Origin of the sequence: Salegentibacter flavus (assembly GCF_900115145.1) — a bacterium.
GTDB classification, from domain to species: domain Bacteria; phylum Bacteroidota; class Bacteroidia; order Flavobacteriales; family Flavobacteriaceae; genus Salegentibacter; species Salegentibacter flavus.
On sequence record NZ_FOVL01000017.1, the window covers coordinates 1 to 18200 of the forward strand.

Here is an 18200-nt window from a genome sequence, read left to right on the forward strand (position 1 = left end):
ATAAAGTGAACATTCTCCCGCAGGGCTTGTTCAATTTTTCGGGAAGAATAAATGTTGCGTAAATAGGCATAGATAACAACTTTGAGAAGCATCCGCGGATGATAGCTTGAAGTGCCACCACCTTTATAGCTCTTCTCCAAAGCAGAGATGTCTATATGATCAATAATTGTATTTACTATTCGTACGGGATGATTCTTGGGAACTAAATCATCATAACTGGGAGGAAGAAGACTTAACTGGTCCTGTTGGTAAGTCTTGTATACTACTTTGCTGCTCATGCTTAAAAATAAACATGATCACTTAATTATACAAAAAAGAGGCTGCCTTTTTAGACAGCCTCTTCATTATAAAATCATAACAGAATTTTACTTTTCAAATTCCTTAAGAGTAGTAGTAATTATATCAACACAATCTCTTAGTTGTTCCTCGTTCATCACCAAAGGTGGCGCAAAACGAATGATGTTGCCGTGGGTTGGTTTTGCCAGGAGCCCGTTTTCTTTTAGGGCCATACAAATATTCCAGGCAGTATCTCCTTCAGGGGAATCGTTGATAACGATGGCGTTCAAGAGACCTTTTCCTCGTACCAGGTCTACAATTTTTGAATCCCTAATGTAATCATTAAGCAATCTTCGGAAGAGTCCCCCCATTTTTTCGGCATTTTCTTCAAGTTTTTCATCCCTTATTACTTCAAGTGCTGCAGTAGCAACAGCTCCGGCCAATGGATTTCCTCCAAAGGTAGAACCATGTTGTCCCGGTTTGATCACTTCCATCACCGTATCATCGGCCAAAACAGCAGATACAGGATATACTCCGCCTGAAATCGCTTTTCCGAGGATAAGGATATCGGGTTTTACTTCTTCGTGGTCTACCGCCAGTAATCTTCCGGTACGGGCGATGCCAGTTTGCACCTCATCGGCGATAAACAACACGTTATATTTTTCACAGATTTCTTTTGCGCGTTTCAGGTAACCTTCCGAAGGCACAAAAACTCCGGCTTCACCCTGAATTGGCTCCACCATAAATCCTGCGATATTTTTATTGCTTTTCAGCGTTTCTTCCAGGGCTTCGAGGTTATCGTAAGGAATCTTCAGGAATCCGGGAGTATAAGGTCCAAAGTTTTTTCTGGCTCCTTCATCATTGGAGAAAGAGATGATAGTAGTTGTCCTTCCATGGAAATTATTCTCGCAAACCACGATCTGGGCCTGGGTTTCCTCTACACCTTTTTTCTCATAAGCCCATTTTCTGGCGATCTTAATAGCGGTTTCAACCGCTTCTGCACCTGTATTCATAGGCAGCAGCTTGTCGAAATTAAAATATTCTGAAGCAAACTTCTCGTAAGGCCCCAACACATCGTTGTGAAACGCGCGGGAAGTCAGCGTAAGTTTAGCTGCCTGATTGCAAAGCGCCTCAACTATCTTTGGGTGACAATGCCCCTGGTTTACCGCAGAGTAAGCTGAGAGAAAATCGTAGTATTTCTTTCCTTCTACATCCCACACATGCACGCCTTCGCCACGGCTTAAAACCACAGGCAGCGGGTGATAATTATGTGCTCCGTACTTGTCTTCTAATTTAATCGCTTCTTCTGAAGTTGAAATTTTGGTTAATGGCATTTTAAATAATTTTATATTACTTTTTTGCAATTCCTTCTTTAAGCTGAAAGACTTCAGATTCGGAGAGAAATCATCCAAATTTTGAATTCCTGCAAATTACTAAATGTTTCCTGAATTTTTCAAAAGCCGGGCTAATAAATCTTAGCAATTATCCTATTTTTGCGCTATGGCAAGAAGGAATAAAAACAAGCTCTTTGAAGCTGTTGAAGTTATAGATGCCGGTGCTAAAGGCAAGAGTATCGCCAAGGCCCCGGACGGAAAAGTAATCTTTATAGACAATGCAGTTCCCGGCGATGTCGCCGATGTGCAAACCACTAAAAAACGCCGTGCCTTCTACCAGGGCACCGCGGTTAATTTCCATACTTTATCTGATAAACGCACCGAGCCGGTATGCCAGCATTTCGGGGTTTGCGGAGGCTGCAAGTGGCAGAATATGGAATATACGTACCAACTGGAATACAAGCAGAACGAGGTATTAAATAACCTGCAGCGCATAGGAAAGATCGAGTTACCGGAAGTCACTCCTATCCTGGGCAGCAAAGAGATATATTTCTACCGGAATAAAATGGAGTTTTCCTTTAGTGACAGCCGATGGCTTACTATAGAAGAGATCCAGAGCGGGAAGAACATTAAGGATAAGAACGCTTTAGGTTTTCATATTCCGGGGATGTGGGACAAGATCCTGGATATTGAAAAATGTCATTTACAGGAAGACCCCAGCAATGCGATTCGGAATTTCGTAAAGGAATTCGCTACAGAAAACGACCTTCAATTCTTCAATACCCGGGAACAGAGTGGCTTGTTGCGTACCCTGATGATACGTACCACTTCTACCGGAGAACTTATGGTATTGATTCAGTTTTTCAAAGAATACAAGGTAAAACGGCAGTTGCTTCTGGATGCCCTGGCCGAAAAATTTCCGGAGATCACTTCGCTTCAGTATGTGATCAACGGAAAAGGGAATGATACCATCTACGACCAGGAGGTTATTTGTTATAAAGGACGCGACCATATCTTTGAGGAGATGGAAGGCCTTAAATTCAAAATAAACGCGAAATCCTTTTACCAGACCAACTCGGAACAGGCTTACGAACTTTACAAGGTTACGAGAAACTTTGCCGATCTAAGCGGAGATGAACTGGTTTACGATCTTTACACCGGGACAGGAACCATCGCCCAGTTTGTGGCTAAAAATGCTAAAAAGGTAATCGGAGTTGAAGCAGTTCCGGAAGCTATTACAGATGCCAAGGAAAATGCCGAACGTAACGGAATTACCAACACCGAGTTCTACGTTGGGGATATGAAGAAGGTCTTTACCGAAAGCTTTATTAATGAACACGGGCATCCTGATGTTATCATCACCGATCCGCCGCGGGACGGAATGCATAAAGATGTGGTAGCCCAAATAATTGGTATCTTGCCAAAGCGAATTGTGTATGTGAGTTGTAATTCGGCTACCCAGGCGAGGGATCTGGCAATGCTGGACGATTATTATAAGGTAACTAAAGTGCAACCCGTAGATATGTTTCCGCAAACTCACCACGTAGAAAATGTGGTATGTTTAGAAAGCCGGCCGGGAAGCTCCCGGAGGCAATAAGGGGTGAAGTTTAGGCTAATGTTTAAAAGCATTTGGCAATCTGCCGGATGCATACACGGATAAATCTCAACCTAATAAGGCTAATATATGTTTAGATGAAAAAGGTCTTTTTAAATATCATTTTTGTTGGCTTAGGAATATTTTTTGTTTCTGGCTGCCAGCGTGATGATCTATGTCCTGCCAGCACCAACACCACTCCCCTGCTTATCATAAAATTCTTTGATGTCCAAGAACCGGAAGAAACCCGGTCTCCTACTAATTTACGCGTTTGGGACCAGGAAAGAGATACCATTCTTCTCAACAGGGTAAATGTTGATAGTATCGCAATTCCGCTAAAAACCTTTGAAGATAACACCGAATATGCATTTACCATAAATGCCAGGGAGATCGATGAAGATGAGGATGAGGATGATCCAAATATCCTTATCCCAAACACCGATATTTTAAGATTCACCTATGGCCGGGAGCAGGTTTATGTGAACCGTGCCTGTGCTTATAAAGTGATTTATTCCGGCCTTAGGCTGAACATAGACGCCGGCGACGATGAGCCCTGGATTCAAACCTATACTATAGAACAAACCGAAGTTGAAGATGAAACAAACCGCCATATCTCTATTTTCTACTAGCCTGATCTTTTTGCTGGCAACAGGCTTTTTGTTCGCTCAGGAACCTACAGCCCTTGATACCATAGATCAGCGGGAAAAATACGGCATACGGGTAGGAACCGACCTTAGCAAACTGGCCCGTAGTTTTTTTCAGGATGATTATGATGGCTTCGAGATCATGGGGGATTACCGGGTATATGATAATTTCTATGCCGCGGCCGAAATCGGGACGGAAAGCCTTCCTTTTTCTGAAGATAATATCAGCGTGGTCTCTACCGGTCAATATGTCAAAATCGGGGTAGATTACAACGCTTATGAAAACTGGACCGGGATGGAGAATATGATCTTTGCCGGTTTGCGTTATGGGTTTTCCACTTTTAAACAGGAGTTACACGAATACACCATTTACAACACTTCCCAATTTTTCGGACCCGATGTGCGAAATGAAATGATAGAAAACAGCGGACTTAACGCCAGCTGGATAGAATTAATTGGAGGTTTGAAGGTTGAGATCCTTAACAATCTTTATCTCACGGCGAATGTCCAGGTAAAACGCAGGCTTTTTCAAAAAACGCCGAATAACTTTGACAACCTCACCATTCCCGGCTTTAACCGTACTTACGACGATAGTAACTTTGGGGTGGGTTATGGTTATGGAATTTCTTATCTGATCCCTATTTATAAGAAGTAGTCGTTAGTCTTTTGCCTTTAGACGGTAGAGGGTTCTCGGTTGTGGGTGGTTTTTCTCTCTATTCTCCTTCTAATTCCCTCTTTTCACTCTACATAATCCCTTAATTTCTAACACCCAATCAGGATGAAATCCTGGATCAGGTCCGGGATGACATGCGAATTAAAAACTAAGGACTAAAGACCAAAAACTACATTCGCTTTCGTTTTTTGGTTCCAGGGTAGATCTGGTATTTTAGAAGCTTAGACTCCAGGGCGCCGTTGTATAGTTTTATTTTTCTTGAGGGTCGCAGGCCTACGTGCTTAAGAGCTTCCAGATTGGAGGTGATAAACCAGGCATCGGTATCGGGGTAGCCTTGTTTAAGGGTGTCTCCTATAGCTTTGTAGAAAACAGGCATATCTATATCCAGCCTTTCGCCATAAGGCGGATTAAATACCATATGAAGATGCCGCTCTCCTTCTTTTTTAGATTCGAAGAAATCCTGTCTTTCCACTTTTATGAATTCTGAAAGATTAGCATTTTCAATATTATCTATGGCCTTATGTACGGCTGATGGTGCCTTATCGTAGCCTTTAATGCTGAAGTGGAATTCCCTCACCTTTTTAAGCACAGAATTTTCTATTTGTTCAAACAGGGCTTCATCCCAGTCTTTCCATTTTTCGAAGGCGAATTCCTTTCTATTCAGGTTTGGCGGAATATTACAGGCGATCATTGCCGCCTCGATGAGAATGGTTCCGCTTCCGCACATGGGATCCAGGAAATCGCATTGACCATCCCATCCTGAATGCAGTAACATCCCGGCGGCCAGAACTTCGTTGATGGGGGCGATATTGGTAGCAGTTTTATACCCTCGTTTATGGAGAGATTGCCCGGAGCTATCGAAAGAAACATTACAGAAGTTTTTTTCGATATGCACATTGATGCGCAGCGTAGGGAAATCGAGATCTACATCGGGGCGTTTTCCGAATTTATCCCGAAATCGGTCTACGATAGCATCTTTGGTTTTTAGGGAAATATACTGGGAGTGCGTAAAAATTTCAGAGTGAACGGTAGCATCGATAGCCAGGCTATCGTCTACGCCCATAAATTCTTCCCAGGGCAGCGCATAGATGTTTTTATAGAGTTCTTCTTCAGAATTGATCCTGAAGCTGCGATAAGGTTTCAGGATCTTAATGGCGGTACGCAGGCAGAGATTTGCCTTATACATAAAGCCCAGGTCGCCGTAAAAGCTCACGTTTCGGGTGCCTTCTTTAATATCCATAGCACCAAGACTCAGCAATTCTTTAGCCAGAATTGGCTCAAAACCATACATGGTCTTGGCTATCATTTTAAAATTATCCATATCGCTTTTTTAGAGATGGCAAAAATACATTAATTTTGGCGGATGTGCCGAAGAACGGGAAAGGAATGAAAGGGCTGTATCTTTTACATTTTAAGCAGCAGCTAGAGAGAAAAATGGAGTCGGTGCCGCGTAATTTTCAGGAAATAAACCGACAAACATCTAGCATATTCAGCAATTAATGATCTACTTACTACCCTTAGTTTCGGTTCTTATCGGCTATATTATTTCACGTTTTATGAATCCGGGAACTTCTACCGGGTTTAAATTACTGCTGAGCTTTAGTGGGGCTTACCTCCTATCGGTAACCGTTTTTGAATTGCTGCCCGAAGTTTATGCAGAAGCAATAGACGGGATTGGCATTTATATCATGCTGGGCCTATTACTGCAGATCCTACTGGAATTTGTTTCCAAAGGGGTGGAACACGGGCATTTGCATACCACCGATAAAAGCACCGCTTTCCCCTTAATGTTACTGGTAAGTCTTAGTATTCACGCGCTCCTGGAAGGTGTGCCGCTTGATGAAAAAGGACATTTATTGCACGGAGTGGTGATCCACAAGATTCCGGTAGCCGCAATTTTGTCGGTTTTCCTGATACATTCAAAACTTGCCAAATGGAAGGTTTTTCTGTTTTTGGGGATCTTTGCGCTTATGACTCCGCTGGGTAGCTTTTTAAAGATGAATGTTCCGCTTATCGAAGAGAGTTCGGTGTATCTTAATGCGATAGTGATAGGAATTTTTCTGCACGTCTCCACCACAATCCTTTTTGAAGCTTCAAGAAATCATAAGTTTAACGCCTCGAAATTGTTGGTGATCGTTGCCGGTATCCTGCTGGCCTATTTTATATAAGAATGTTCAGTAAGGAAGAAAGTAAAAAATTACGGCAGCAGTTCTGGACAAGTTTCGGGATAGTTTACAGGACGAAGTGGATTCTCTATGATACCAAACAGAAGGAGATTCAGCTTAAATTCACCTTCAACCGCAAATTTGCGCAGGTCTCCCTGGACGTTATCGACCCCGATGAACTCTTTCGCGCCTATTATTTTGAAAAACTGCTTAGCTTAAAGCAGATCCTCAGGAATGAATATCTACCGGAAGCCATCTTTGAAGAAGATTATGAACTGCCCGAAGGAAAGACGATTTCCAGGGTTTATGTGCAGCTGGACGGGGTGAATATTCACAACCGGCAGCAATGGCCCGAGGTGATGAAATTCTTAAATGAGCATATGCTTCAGCTGGAATCTTTCTTTGAAGAATACCGCGATTATCTTAGCGCGTAGAATCTTACGTCATTTTTAAAGGATAAGGGGCCCACATTCTCCTGGCCATAGCATTCAGAAAATTCTGCATTCTAAATTGTATCTTGCTGTAGTATTAACTGTGTTCTTAAGTTCTGCATAAACCTTACTAATCATTGTTTAATAATTTACACAAGGTATAGAAAATGAAAATCGCACTTCTATCTCCTATCGCGTGGCGAACGCCCCCGGTAAAGTACGGTCCCTGGGAGCAGGTTGCTTCAAATATTGCTGAAGGGCTTGTAGAGCGAAACATAGACGTTAGCTTGTTTGCTACCGGAAATTCCATTACAAAAGGCAAACTGGAATATGTTTCAGAAAATGCCTGGGCTGAGGATCCACAGATGGATCCCAAGGTGTGGGAATGTCTTCACATCAGCAATTTGATGGAGCAGGCAGGCAAATTTGATTTAATACACAACCACTTCGATTTTCTTCCGCTTAGCTATTCCAGGCTCATTAAAACCCCTATGCTTACCACCATACACGGGTTTTCTTCAGAAAAAATTCTCGAGGTCTATAAAAAATATAACAAGACAGGTTATTATGTTTCCATCAGCAATTCAGACCGTAGTCCGGAGCTTGATTATACGGCCACTGTGTATAATGGTATTAACGACAATGAATTTACCATTAAGGAAAGATCAGAAAATTATTTGTTGTTTTTTGGCAGAATTCATCCCGAAAAAGGTACTCTCGAAGCTATTGAGATTGCCAAAAAATCGGGACGAAGGCTGATCATTTCGGGCTTAATCCAGGACCAGGAATATTTTGACAGCAAGATAAAGCCGTTGATTAACAATGATGATATTGTATTTGTAGGCAATTCGGGGCCGAGGGAAAGAGATCAACTTATGGGGGGAGCTTATGCCCTGTTACACCCCATAAGTTTTAAAGAACCTTTTGGTTTAAGCGTAGCCGAAGCTATGATGTGCGGAACCCCGGTTATTGCATTCAACCTGGGCTCTATGCCTGAATTGATAGTTCACGAAAAAACCGGTTTTCTCGTGGATAACATTGCGGAAGCCGCAGAAGCAGTTAGTAGCATATCTTCGATAAGCAGAAAGTTTTGCCGGGAATGGGCGTTTTCAAAATTTAGCAGAAAAGAAATGATCGATGGCTATTTAGCGGTATATGAGCGCATATTAAACCCAGGAATGTAGCGCCTGATACCACGTATTATCTGGGCTCAAACACGAGGTGACCTAGTAGGTATTTAACAAATGATCAATAGCGTGCTAAGATTTCGGCCAACAAGCTTCCTTAAATTCTTAAGGGAATCGTATAAAAAGCAGCAAAACCTGCGTTTATCCCGAATTTATTTATGTTAAAAGTGTATATTGCTGCGGATATAACGAGTTGTAAGCCATTAATTGCCACTTATCCTTAATAAGGACTAATTAAAAAAGAGCCTTAAGCAATCTGACCAAATGAAACTCTTATGATTCCGACTGACCACGAATTTTCTCTACTTTATATGATGTATGGGATGTTATTAGCTTTTCTAATAATTAAGGCGATAACGTCTGACTATAAAATGCATCTTATATTTCTATCTATTTATACCGCCTTTTTAATATTTATCTTTTCCGACAGATCTAATTTTGAAGGCGGCAGCTCTTTGGGTGTTTTATTGCTGGGAGCATCTTTTGTGGGATTGCAATTATTGATAATTATAACTATTAAAATATACAAGGAACTAAGGAAGACCGCAAATTAAAAACGGCTTACAATCGAGTAGACGGCTCCGCCGTTAATTGACGGAGTGCGCCTCTCACACCACCGTACGTACGGGTCTCGTATACGGCGGTTCGATAATGGAACTTATCGATTATAGTATTCGATTAAACTAACATAACCTTTCATCTTTAAGCGTTTTATGGTAATGGTGGTACGCAAAATGGGACTTTGAGCTACCGCCCAGCCACCCATTCGGGTACGACTCCAGGCATAGGCTTGATCTGGATTAATTCCCAATCGAATAAGGTTTTTCCTCTTCCTCTCGGGCTTTTTCCAGTGATGCCAAATGCAATACCGTAAACGATTCCTTAGCCATTCTTCCAGCTTTTTAAGCTTTCCTTGAATGGATGCCGGTTTGAAGTAATTTATCCAGCCCCTTAGCAATAAGTTAATTCTGTGGATACGCTCTTCAAAGCTTGCAGGAATTGTCTTTTTGGTAATATATTTAAGTTTTGACTTAAATGTATCCCATTTGGATGCTTCTGCCACAAGCTGATACTTGGCCTTTTCTCTTTTCTTGTAGGTTGGTACAAAACCAAATCCCAGTACCTGAAAGGTTAAAGGCTTACGTATGCCACTTTTCTCCCTATTGATCGGGAGTCGGAGTTTGTCCCGAAGAAATTTGTAGATACTATTGCCTACGCGTTTCGCAGCGGGTTTACTTCGAACGTAAATACTAAAATCATCGGCATATCTTACATAGCGGTGCCCTCGCTTTTCCAGTTCTTTATCCAGCTCATTGAGCAGGATATTGGAGAGCAAAGGACTTAAGGGAGAACCTTGCGGAACTCCTTTTCTACGTTTATGCAATTTGCCGTTGATTTGTATCGGTGCTCTTAAAAATGATCGCAAAAGCTTCAGGCTTGCCCTACACTTTACCTTTTTGAATATCAGTTCTAATAGAATATCGTGGGCCACTTCATCAAAGAAACTCTTTAAGTCAATATCCACGATGTGCCTATAACCTGAATTTATATTTTCCAGGCTCTGTGCAACCGCCTGATGGGCATTGCGGTTTGGTCTGAACCCATAACTGTGTTTTTGAAAGTCTGGCTCAAATACTGGTTGCAAAACCTGATGTAATGCTTGCTGAAACACCCTGTCAACAACTGTAGGAATTCCGAGTAAACGTTTCTTCCCGTTGCTTTTTGGAATTTCCACACCCAGTATGGGAGACACCTGATATTCCCCTCGTTCTATCTGCCCGGCGTATTGTTTCCCGTGAGCTTGTAAGATAGATTGTAGTCCTGTTATTTGGACATTATCTATCCCTGCTGCTCCTTTGTTACGATACACCTGGCGGTAGGCTTGGTTTAGGTTCTTTTTACTTGTTAATTCTTTAATCATTAGTATTAAAATGGATTTGCTGTCTCGCTTGATCGAAGGCTATTATTCTATTGGAAGACTATCCGTAACATAAAATAACTCCAAGGTTCATTAAAGACCATTATCGTTCAGTCCTTCACCAGCCTATCAGGTGGCTGGCTACTACGACTTCGGCTGACTTCTCCACCAAGCCATCCCGTGGCTATGGAGATCTCCCCAGGTAAGAACATCTTCTTTCCCCTGATTCCTGCCGGATCTACTACTTCGGTATTCATTTCAGAAGAAATGTTTAGGACATCACAATGATGTGCTTGCTCATCCAACCTTGTAGCCTCAAATCCGGTTCCTGTTCGTCAGTACCAGGGTTTGTAGACCCGCTTCCTTCAGTTCCAACTTCACAGTTGGCAACCTTGCAGCTTACTAATGGTTCAGGGCGTCACCCCGGCCCATAAGGGACTTGCACCCTCTAGATTAATAATATATCTTCGATATATTAAAAGATGCCCATGCTGGGCACACACAGTATATAAAAACAATGCTAAAACCTGTCTCGAATTGAAAGTCGGTGCTCGCTTGCTTAGCGGATTGTGCTGCGCTGTTCCCTTCGGTCGGAACCTGCGGACAAGCAGGCTGGACAGCTCGCAGAGTTTTTATACGGGACGTTGTTATTAATACTCACAAAATCCGAACTTAATTTCATGAATTAATAAAAAGTAATAACTTTGTATTTACAAAATATAAAGTTATGGAAACTTCGATTATCAAAATTGGAAATTCAAAAGGACTAAGATTGAGCAAAACAATCCTCGAAAAGTATCATATAAAAGATAAAGTAGAACTGATTTTGGAAAAAGAACAAATCATACTTCGACCTATAGAATCCCCAAGAAAAAATTGGGAAGATAAATTCAAGGAAATGGCAGATAATAAGGATGATGAACTTCTTATGAATGATGTTTTTGAGGATGAAAACTTTGATGAATGGAACTAAAGCAATATTCAGTCATTCTCGTAAATCTTGATCCAACAGTTGGCAGTGAAATTAAGAAAACCAGACCTTGTGTAATTATTTCGCCAAACGAAATGAATAAATATTTGAGAACTATTGTGGTAGCTCCATTGACAACAAATCTCAAAAAATATCCAACCCGAATTTCGATCAAAAAAAATGACAAAAAAGGAATGATAGCAATTGACCAAATTCGGACAATTGATAAGCAAAGAATTATAAAAGTCTTTGATTCTCTAACCAAACCTGAGATTCGAAAATGTAAAGAAGTACTGAAAGAAACATTTGTAGACTAAAAAGTACTGAAACTCCAACCGCCTGACTGTTAAATTCAACTACGACAGAGGAAGGGCCTTTCAAAAATCAAGAAATTAAAACCAAATAAGACAAATCTGTATCTTAACCACCACAACTGTTGGTTATAAGGACAAAACTAAATTAGAAAATAATTCTTAGCTTTATAGAAATAGAAACCTTTCGAATCGATATATGAAATCCTAAAGCTAAAAAACTTCTTAAAGATCTGGCAGACTCCAATAAGGTCAAAGTTAAAAAGACTAAAGAACCTGACTTTTCTACAATTCTTACCTAGCTAAAATAAAAGAGGAAATTAGTCTCAAAGAAATCACCAGAGAAGTGCTAAGCGTGAGAAAATCACGATATGAGACCAGCATGCGTCTGGACCAAAAAATGGCAACGTACAGGAGTAGAATTATAAACCTGTGCCTATTCCTAATCCTGGTTGAAAAATATAAACAGATGAAAACTAAGAGAACTATTCCTGACACTAATCTTTGGATTAGCTTCATGATATCTAAAAACTTCATCGAAATAGGCTACTTAAATGCCGGAAGATGGAATCGGTCTTTAGCGAGGCAGGTATCGGCACGGCTATGGCTTTGGGTAGTTATTTCTTTTGCATGTGCTACACTCCAGGCTGTTGCCCAAACAGATACTGTAGCAGTAACAGAAAATACAGCTAAGCAGAAACCGCTTTTCTCGATTGGTCTGGGGGCACAGCATGGCTTTATTTTCGCACATTCTGAAGAGGTGCAAAATACCAGGGGAGCACGGCCAACCGGAATAGAAACTATACTTAGCTGGCAGCGCAACGATTCCGCTACCTATGCCCTCTGCCGATGCTATCCCCGTCAGGGAGTAATGCTGGCATATTACGATTACGATGTTGATTTATTGGGCAAAAGCGGCACCGCAGCTTACTTTCTGGAACCCACCTACCGGATTAACAACAGGGTGCTTTTCTCCTTTAAAGGCGCAGCAGGACTTTCGTACCTAACAAATCCATATGATAGCATCGCCAACCCCGGGAACCAGTCGTACAGCACCCACGTGAGTACTTATTTACTTGTTGGTGTCGGCGCCTGGGTAAGGCTATCAGACCGGTGGTGGCTCAACCCCAGTGTGAATTATCAGCACATTTCTAATGGGGGCAGCCGCGAACCGAACAAAGGCATAAACTGGCCCACTGCCGGAATTGCGGTAAGTTACCAGCCTTCCTCACGCCCATGGTACACCGGCACTCCGAGTACTGAAAAATACTGGAGAAACTATTCTACGCGCTACGATGTCGCTTTGCTGGGCACCATGCGCAATGGCTATGATGAAGCCGGTGATCGCAAAAAGTACTTACTGGGCGGGCTAGCGGTGCAGGCCGGAAGGCAGGTAAGTAGTCTGAGCATGCTCACGGTGGGAGCCGAAGCCTACCAGGATGAAGAACTGAAGGACAAACTTCGCAGAGAAGGACTTAATTCCAGTCCGGTGAAAGCGGGGTTGATGCTTGGGCACGAGTTTTTGTTGGGCCGGTTTCAGTTTAGCCAGCGCCTGGGCATATACGTGTTTGACCAAACACCTTACTACGACCGCATCTTTCACCGCTGGGGTTTGCAGTACCGCATAAACCGCCACTTCAGTGCAGGCTTTAATCTACTGGCCCACCGGCATATAGCAGAGTTTATAGACTTCCGGCTGGCCTATACTTTTCAAAAACGGGATAAATAGGAATCACGCAAACAGAATTATCCGGGATTATACGGGGGCAAACGTCAAAAAGAAAAGCCCGCGAAATCCGGCGGGCTTTTGATATAATATTTTCAATTTTCAGGAGATAAGTTCCAGGGTTTGCTGGGCGATCTCCAACTCTTCGTTGGTTGGAATCACGAGCACTTTCACTTTAGAGTCTTCCGCATTGATGTACCTCAGCTCTTTAGAGCGTTCTTTGTTCTTTTCCTCGTTCAGTTTAATTCCGAAGAAATCCATATCCCGGCAAACCAGGCCACGAATCACATCGCTGTTCTCCCCTATTCCGGCGGTAAACACTATTGCATCAACCCCATTCATCGCTGCGGCATAGGCCCCGATGTATTTTTTAATGCGATAGGCATTCATATCCAAAGCGAGCTGACACTGACGGTTTCCCTTTTCGGCCTGCTCTTCGATATCACGAAGATCACTATAGCCCGTTAGGCCCATCATTCCACTTTTATGGTGCAGGATGTCGCTCACTTCCTGTGCGGTATACCCCAGTTGTTCGATCATATAAAATATCACCGACTGGTCTATATCTCCGCTACGGGTACCCATTACAAGTCCGTTAACCGGTCCGAAACCTAAAGAGTGATCTATGCTTTCCCCATCTTTTACCGCGGTAATACTACAACCGTTACCAAGGTGCACACTAATGATTTTTGAGCTCTCTTTTTTAAGTTCCTTGTTCGCCTGTTGGGTAACATACTTATGGCTGGTGCCATGGAAGCCATAAACCTGAATGTGGTGATCCTCGTAAAAAGAGGTTGGGATGGCATACTGGGCAGCGCGGGAAGGAATAGTTCTGTGAAAAGCCGTATCAAAAACCGCTACCTGTTTTGCCTGCGGAAAAAGTTGCTCGGCTACCTCAATTCCTTTCAGGTTAGGTGGGTTATGCAAGGGAGCAAGAGAGAAATATTCCCTGATCTTGGCTTTCACCTTTTCATCGATAATGATGGTTTTGGAGAAAGTATCGCCTCCATGTACAACTCTGTGCCCTATCGCAGGAATTTCAGAAGCTTCTTTTATCACTCCTTTTTCTGAATCCATTAAAAGCCCTGTAATCGCTTTTAAGGCTACCGCGTGATCGGGAACTTCCAATTCCTTTGAAACTGTATTGTCAGCGCTTTTATAATGAAGCCTGGCGCCATTTAACCCGATGCGTTCTACAAGCCCTGAAGCCAGCACAGTCTCGTCGGGCATTTTTATAAGCTGAAATTTTAAAGAAGAACTCCCTGAGTTTATTATTAATATATTTTCCATTTGGTTAAATTCCTTGTGCCTGGATGGCTGTTAAAATTACCGTGTTATAAACGTCATCTACCGTACAACCACGGCTAAGATCATTTACCGGTTTGTTGAGGCCTTGAAGCATTGGTCCAATTGCCAGGGCTCCGGTTTCTCTTTGCACGGCTTTATAGGTGTTATTCCCTGTATTTAAATCTGGGAAGATCAGCACGTTGGCCTGCCCTGCAACCTCTGAATCCGGCAGCTTAGATTTTCCAATGCTTATATCCACCGCGGCATCATACTGGATAGGGCCTTCAATCTTGAGGTCTGGGCGACGGGATTTCACCATTTCGGTGGCCTCGCGTACCCGGTCTACATCTTCTCCTTTTCCTGAACTTCCTGAGGAATAAGAAAGCATCGCGATCTTGGGTTCGATTCCAAATGCGGCAGCACTTTCTGCTGAAGAAATGGTGATCTCAGCAAGTTCTTCGGCTGAAGGATTCGGGTTAATGGCACAATCTCCAAATACTGAAACCCTATCTTCCAAGCACATAAAGAATATGGAAGAAACGACCGAAACACCCGGTTTGGTTTTGATAAACTGAAGTGCCGGCAGGATAGTGTGCTGCGTGGTGTGAGCCGCTCCCGAAACCATTCCGTCTGCATGGCCTTTGTGGATCATCATTGTTCCGTAGTATGAAACATCGCTCATCCTGTCTTTAGCCATATCCATATTCACTCCCTTATGTTTTCTTAGTTCATAGAAGGTTTCCGCATAATCCAGGAAATTAGCCGAATTCACCGGATCGATGATTTTCACCTTGTCAAAATTAAGATTAAGCCCCAGTTTGGCTGCTGTTTTCCTGATAGTTTCTTCATCTCCCAAAAGGGTGATATCCACCAGGTCCATATTGATCAGTCGGGCTGCAGCAGTAAGGATCCTTTCATCGGTTCCTTCAGGCAGCACAATATGTTTCTTGCTCTGTTGCGCTCTTTTAACAAGATCATACTGGAACATCCTTGGGGTTCTTCCCTGAGGCTGATAATTAGTGAGTTTTTCTACTAAAGGATCAAAGGAAACATAACGCTCAAAAATGCTGATGGTGGTTTGTATTTTCTGAATACTGTCGGCGTAGATATTGGATTTTATGGCCCCCACCTTGTTGGTAACAATAAAGGTCCCTTCTTCTACCGAAATGATAGGCACAATATCTGAAAGTCCTTCGATAAGCTTTATAATAGATTTTTCAGGAGTTAGTCCACCGGTTAGGATGATTCCCGAAATACGCGGATAGTTACTGGAAATATTTGCCTGTAAAGCGCCAAGGATAATATCTGCCCTGTCGCCGGGGGTTATCACCAGGCTTTCGTTTTTCAGGGTATTCAGGTAATTGCGAAGCTGCATTGCTCCCACCCCGAAATTTCCGGTTTGGTTATCAAGAAATTCCTCCCCGAACAGGACTCTTCCATTGAGGGCTTTAAGAATTTCCTTCAGGGTTGGGTTGTTCAGGTTATCGATAAGCGGGATAGAGAATACGTGTACCTCTTCGGGTAAAAAACCGCGCATATTCTTTTTAGCCGGCTCCAGGTTCTCTTCCATTATTTTATTACTCACCATAGCCATAACCTGCACGTCTTTATCTTTAAAGGCACGGTAGGCCATTTGCTGGTTACCAAGGAGTTCTTCCCAGGTTTTATTCTGGCCGCTAACCACAATTATCACTGGGATACCCAGGTTTTTCGCGATCACTACGTTTACATCAAATTCAAATACGCTGCCTTCACCCGAAAAATCACTACCCTCTACCAGCACAAAATCAAAGTTCTCTTCGAGTTTTTTATACTTACTAATAATGGTATCGATCACCTCTCCGGCCTTACCTTCATTTCTTTTCTGAATAACCTCACCTCTGGTGTAAGCATAAGTATCTTCATAAGGGATTTTAAGATCGAAATAGCTTAAAACAGTGTCTATATGATTATCTTTTTCTCCCACGGGCATATCGTCGATAATAGGCCTGAAATAGCCTACTTTAACCATTTTCCCAAGCAGGGTACGCATAAGTCCAAGGCTGATCATCGATTTCCCGCTGTGGGATTCCAGGGTAGCAATGTATATTCCTTTGTTCATGATTTTTTATTTGTTGCACAAAAATAGGGTTTATAAAAAACCCCGACTGCTGTTGACTCTCAAAAGATCAGAAAAACTGATTAAAATCAAGTTTAACGCAAGTTAAAAGATTGTAAAAAATTGTGTGGGAAACTCTGAAAAAATGATTGAAATAGAATCTTAGTACTACAGATATTCTTATCTTAAGGGATGTGATTGAAAGGAGGTTCGGGATGAATAATTATCAAAGGGTGATGGTGTTGACAAGCCTGCTTTTATGGGCTGGAACTGCTGCAATTTCACAAAACAAGGAAGAAAAAGTGGGGATAGAGAATAAGATAATAAAGCTTTTCCTTAGTGGTGATGTGATGACCGGCCGGGGTATCGATCAGGTGCTACCCGCTTCAGTAGACCCAATATTGCATGAAGCCTATGTGAAAGATGCCCGGGATTACGTCTTACTGGCAGAACGTGAAAACGGAAAAATAAAACAACCGGTTTCCTATCAGTACATCTGGGGTGATGCCTTCAAGCTCTGGAAACAGAACGCCCCGGACCTGAAACTCATCAACCTCGAAACCAGTATCACCACCAGTAATCAGGCCTGGCCTGGAAAGGGTATTCATTACCGGATGCATCCGGAAAACCTAAAAGTTCTCACTACTGCCGGAATAGACCAGGTAAGTCTGGCCAACAACCATAGCCTGGACTGGGGTAGGAAGGGCTTAGAAGAAACAATGAAAAGTCTGCGGGGCGCAGGGATATCTTTTTCAGGAGTTGGGAATAACGAAAAGGAGGCAGCTAAAGCCTCAATCCTGGAAACGGAAAAAGGCCGGGTGCTTGTATTCTCCTACGGGATGCCGAACAGTGGAGTTTTTGACAGCTGGGCTGCGGGAACCAATAACTCGGGTGTTAACTATCTGCCGGGAATGAGCGAAAAAGAATTAAGCAGAATAAAAGAGGATATTGCGCGACAAAAACAAGCCGGGGACCTGGTAATTCTTTCTGTACACTGGGGAGGGAACTGGGGTTATGATATTTCGCAACGGCAGCGGGAATTCGCCCATCAACTTATCGATCAGGGAATCGTGGATGTTATTTTTGGTCATTCTTCGCATCATCCAATGGGAATGGAAGTATATCAAAACAAATTAATTATTTACGGCGCCGGAGATTTCATCAATGACTACGAAGGCATAAGCGGTCACGAAGAATACCGCGGCGACCTCAGCCTGATGTATTTTCCTGAAATAGATATGAACACGGGGCAGCTTATAAGCCTGGAAATGTATCCGATGAAGATCAAAAATTTCCGTTTACATCGCGCTTCTAAAAAAGATGTTAAGTGGCTTCAGAAAACCCTGAGCCGGGAAGGAAAAAGATTGGGTACCAGCCTTAATATGGATGATGAAAATGCTCTCTGGCTTCAATGGTAATTAAAAATTATGAAAAACCTCAGTTTTCCTGATTTTGCTCATAAAATTTCTACCAAAAATTTCTGAAATTGGATCCTGACAATAAATTAGGAAAACAGTGTAACCGCTGTTACAGTTCAAAACCGTATAAAATCCTATATTCAGAAGATGGTGTAACTCTCTAAATTC

At 42.4% G+C, this 18200-nt stretch carries 17 protein-coding genes; 10 read left to right on the forward strand and 7 right to left on the reverse strand.

Features of this window, described 5'->3' with window-relative positions:
• A partial coding sequence (locus BM266_RS12680; protein ID WP_139220641.1) for a transposase occupies positions 1 to 278 on the reverse strand: 278 nt, incomplete at its 3' end.
• A gap of 87 nt (positions 279 to 365) precedes the next feature.
• Entirely contained in the window at positions 366 to 1610 is a 1245-nt protein-coding gene (gene rocD, locus BM266_RS12685; RefSeq protein ID WP_093410477.1) for an ornithine--oxo-acid transaminase, read from the reverse strand.
• 166 nt (positions 1611 to 1776) lie between these two features.
• On the opposite strand from rocD, the gene rlmD reads away from it, so the two are divergent.
• The 3 genes from rlmD to BM266_RS12700 all read left to right on the forward strand — a co-directional run bounded on the left by rlmD (position 1777) and on the right by BM266_RS12700 (position 4503).
• Entirely contained in the window at positions 1777 to 3207 is a 1431-nt protein-coding gene (gene rlmD, locus BM266_RS12690) for a 23S rRNA (uracil(1939)-C(5))-methyltransferase RlmD (protein WP_093410349.1), read from the forward strand.
• 95 nt (positions 3208 to 3302) lie between these two features.
• Positions 3303 to 3833 carry a DUF6452 family protein gene (locus tag BM266_RS12695; protein ID WP_093410352.1) on the forward strand — a complete coding sequence of 177 codons (531 nt, stop codon included), beginning with the start codon at positions 3303 to 3305 and terminating at the stop codon, positions 3831 to 3833.
• The gene (locus tag BM266_RS12700; RefSeq protein ID WP_093410354.1) at positions 3799 to 4503 is read left to right on the forward strand and encodes a DUF6048 family protein; all 705 of its coding nucleotides are present in this window, start codon (positions 3799 to 3801) and stop codon (positions 4501 to 4503) included. Before BM266_RS12695 ends, BM266_RS12700 begins: the two co-directional genes overlap by 35 nt.
• 187 nt (positions 4504 to 4690) lie before the next feature.
• Here the strand turns inward: BM266_RS12700 and BM266_RS12705 are convergent, their stop codons facing one another.
• Positions 4691 to 5842, reverse strand: a complete 1152-nt coding sequence (locus BM266_RS12705) for a THUMP domain-containing class I SAM-dependent RNA methyltransferase (protein ID WP_093410356.1) — start codon at positions 5840 to 5842, stop codon at positions 4691 to 4693.
• A gap of 178 nt (positions 5843 to 6020) precedes the next feature.
• On the opposite strand from BM266_RS12705, the gene BM266_RS12710 reads away from it, so the two are divergent.
• The 3 genes from BM266_RS12710 to BM266_RS12720 all read left to right on the forward strand — a co-directional run bounded on the left by BM266_RS12710 (position 6021) and on the right by BM266_RS12720 (position 8301).
• Entirely contained in the window at positions 6021 to 6689 is a 669-nt protein-coding gene (locus tag BM266_RS12710; RefSeq protein WP_093410358.1) for a ZIP family metal transporter, read from the forward strand.
• 2 nt (positions 6690 to 6691) lie between these two features.
• The gene (locus BM266_RS12715; protein ID WP_093410360.1) at positions 6692 to 7120 is read left to right on the forward strand and encodes a DUF4268 domain-containing protein; all 429 of its coding nucleotides are present in this window, start codon (positions 6692 to 6694) and stop codon (positions 7118 to 7120) included.
• Positions 7121 to 7284: 164 nt separating this feature from the next.
• Complete coding sequence (locus tag BM266_RS12720; RefSeq protein WP_093410362.1) at positions 7285 to 8301, forward strand: glycosyltransferase family 4 protein; 1017 nt, start codon at positions 7285 to 7287, stop codon at positions 8299 to 8301.
• Between the two features lie 661 nt (positions 8302 to 8962).
• Here BM266_RS12720 and ltrA read toward each other — a convergent pair.
• A complete protein-coding gene (gene ltrA / locus BM266_RS12730; RefSeq protein WP_093410366.1) occupies positions 8963 to 10225 on the reverse strand; it encodes a group II intron reverse transcriptase/maturase in 1263 nt (420 codons plus the stop codon).
• A gap of 107 nt (positions 10226 to 10332) precedes the next feature.
• A complete protein-coding gene (locus BM266_RS12735) occupies positions 10333 to 10527 on the reverse strand; it encodes a hypothetical protein (RefSeq protein ID WP_093410368.1) in 195 nt (64 codons plus the stop codon).
• 422 nt (positions 10528 to 10949) lie between these two features.
• On the opposite strand from BM266_RS12735, the gene BM266_RS12740 reads away from it, so the two are divergent.
• The 3 genes from BM266_RS12740 to BM266_RS12750 all read left to right on the forward strand — a co-directional run bounded on the left by BM266_RS12740 (position 10950) and on the right by BM266_RS12750 (position 13232).
• On the forward strand, positions 10950 to 11195 hold the full coding sequence (locus BM266_RS12740; protein WP_093410370.1) for an AbrB/MazE/SpoVT family DNA-binding domain-containing protein: 246 nt from the start codon (positions 10950 to 10952) through the stop codon (positions 11193 to 11195).
• A complete protein-coding gene (locus tag BM266_RS12745) occupies positions 11186 to 11509 on the forward strand; it encodes a type II toxin-antitoxin system PemK/MazF family toxin (protein ID WP_093410372.1) in 324 nt (107 codons plus the stop codon). Before BM266_RS12740 ends, BM266_RS12745 begins: the two co-directional genes overlap by 10 nt.
• Positions 11510 to 11972: 463 nt before the next feature.
• On the forward strand, positions 11973 to 13232 hold the full coding sequence (locus tag BM266_RS12750) for an acyloxyacyl hydrolase (RefSeq protein ID WP_175494808.1): 1260 nt from the start codon (positions 11973 to 11975) through the stop codon (positions 13230 to 13232).
• A 99-nt stretch (positions 13233 to 13331) separates the two neighbouring features.
• Here the strand turns inward: BM266_RS12750 and BM266_RS12755 are convergent, their stop codons facing one another.
• Both BM266_RS12755 and pta read right to left on the reverse strand, forming a co-directional pair.
• Complete coding sequence (locus BM266_RS12755) at positions 13332 to 14519, reverse strand: acetate/propionate family kinase (protein WP_093410376.1); 1188 nt, start codon at positions 14517 to 14519, stop codon at positions 13332 to 13334.
• Between the two features lie 4 nt (positions 14520 to 14523).
• The gene (gene pta / locus BM266_RS12760) at positions 14524 to 16617 is read right to left on the reverse strand and encodes a phosphate acetyltransferase (RefSeq protein ID WP_093410378.1); all 2094 of its coding nucleotides are present in this window, start codon (positions 16615 to 16617) and stop codon (positions 14524 to 14526) included.
• A 212-nt stretch (positions 16618 to 16829) separates the two neighbouring features.
• Here pta and BM266_RS12765 point away from each other — a divergent pair, with 212 nt between their 5' ends.
• Positions 16830 to 18032 (forward strand): CapA family protein, encoded by a 1203-nt coding sequence (locus tag BM266_RS12765; RefSeq protein WP_245760443.1) that lies wholly within the window; start codon positions 16830 to 16832, stop codon positions 18030 to 18032.
• Positions 18033 to 18200 lie beyond the last annotated feature (168 nt).

What these genes read in the sequence shown, in the direction of transcription:
- BM266_RS12740 (WP_093410370.1), top strand. Translation starts at nt 10,950, where the DNA reads ATGGAAACTTCGATTATCAAAATTGGAAATTCAAAAGGACTAAGATTG.
- rlmD (WP_093410349.1), top strand. Translation starts at nt 1,777, where the DNA reads ATGGCAAGAAGGAATAAAAACAAGCTCTTTGAAGCTGTTGAAGTTATA.
- BM266_RS12715 (WP_093410360.1), top strand. Translation starts at nt 6,692, where the DNA reads ATGTTCAGTAAGGAAGAAAGTAAAAAATTACGGCAGCAGTTCTGGACA.
- BM266_RS12720 (WP_093410362.1), top strand. Translation starts at nt 7,285, where the DNA reads ATGAAAATCGCACTTCTATCTCCTATCGCGTGGCGAACGCCCCCGGTA.
- BM266_RS12710 (WP_093410358.1), top strand. Translation starts at nt 6,021, where the DNA reads ATGATCTACTTACTACCCTTAGTTTCGGTTCTTATCGGCTATATTATT.
- BM266_RS12765 (WP_245760443.1), top strand. Translation starts at nt 16,830, where the DNA reads ATGAATAATTATCAAAGGGTGATGGTGTTGACAAGCCTGCTTTTATGG.
- BM266_RS12750 (WP_175494808.1), top strand. Translation starts at nt 11,973, where the DNA reads ATGAAAACTAAGAGAACTATTCCTGACACTAATCTTTGGATTAGCTTC.
- rocD (WP_093410477.1), bottom strand. Translation starts at nt 1,610, where the DNA reads ATGCCATTAACCAAAATTTCAACTTCAGAAGAAGCGATTAAATTAGAA.
- ltrA (WP_093410366.1), bottom strand. Translation starts at nt 10,225, where the DNA reads ATGATTAAAGAATTAACAAGTAAAAAGAACCTAAACCAAGCCTACCGC.
- BM266_RS12695 (WP_093410352.1), top strand. Translation starts at nt 3,303, where the DNA reads ATGAAAAAGGTCTTTTTAAATATCATTTTTGTTGGCTTAGGAATATTT.
- BM266_RS12700 (WP_093410354.1), top strand. Translation starts at nt 3,799, where the DNA reads ATGAAACAAACCGCCATATCTCTATTTTCTACTAGCCTGATCTTTTTG.
- pta (WP_093410378.1), bottom strand. Translation starts at nt 16,617, where the DNA reads ATGAACAAAGGAATATACATTGCTACCCTGGAATCCCACAGCGGGAAA.
- BM266_RS12745 (WP_093410372.1), top strand. Translation starts at nt 11,186, where the DNA reads ATGGAACTAAAGCAATATTCAGTCATTCTCGTAAATCTTGATCCAACA.
- BM266_RS12755 (WP_093410376.1), bottom strand. Translation starts at nt 14,519, where the DNA reads ATGGAAAATATATTAATAATAAACTCAGGGAGTTCTTCTTTAAAATTT.
- BM266_RS12705 (WP_093410356.1), bottom strand. Translation starts at nt 5,842, where the DNA reads ATGGATAATTTTAAAATGATAGCCAAGACCATGTATGGTTTTGAGCCA.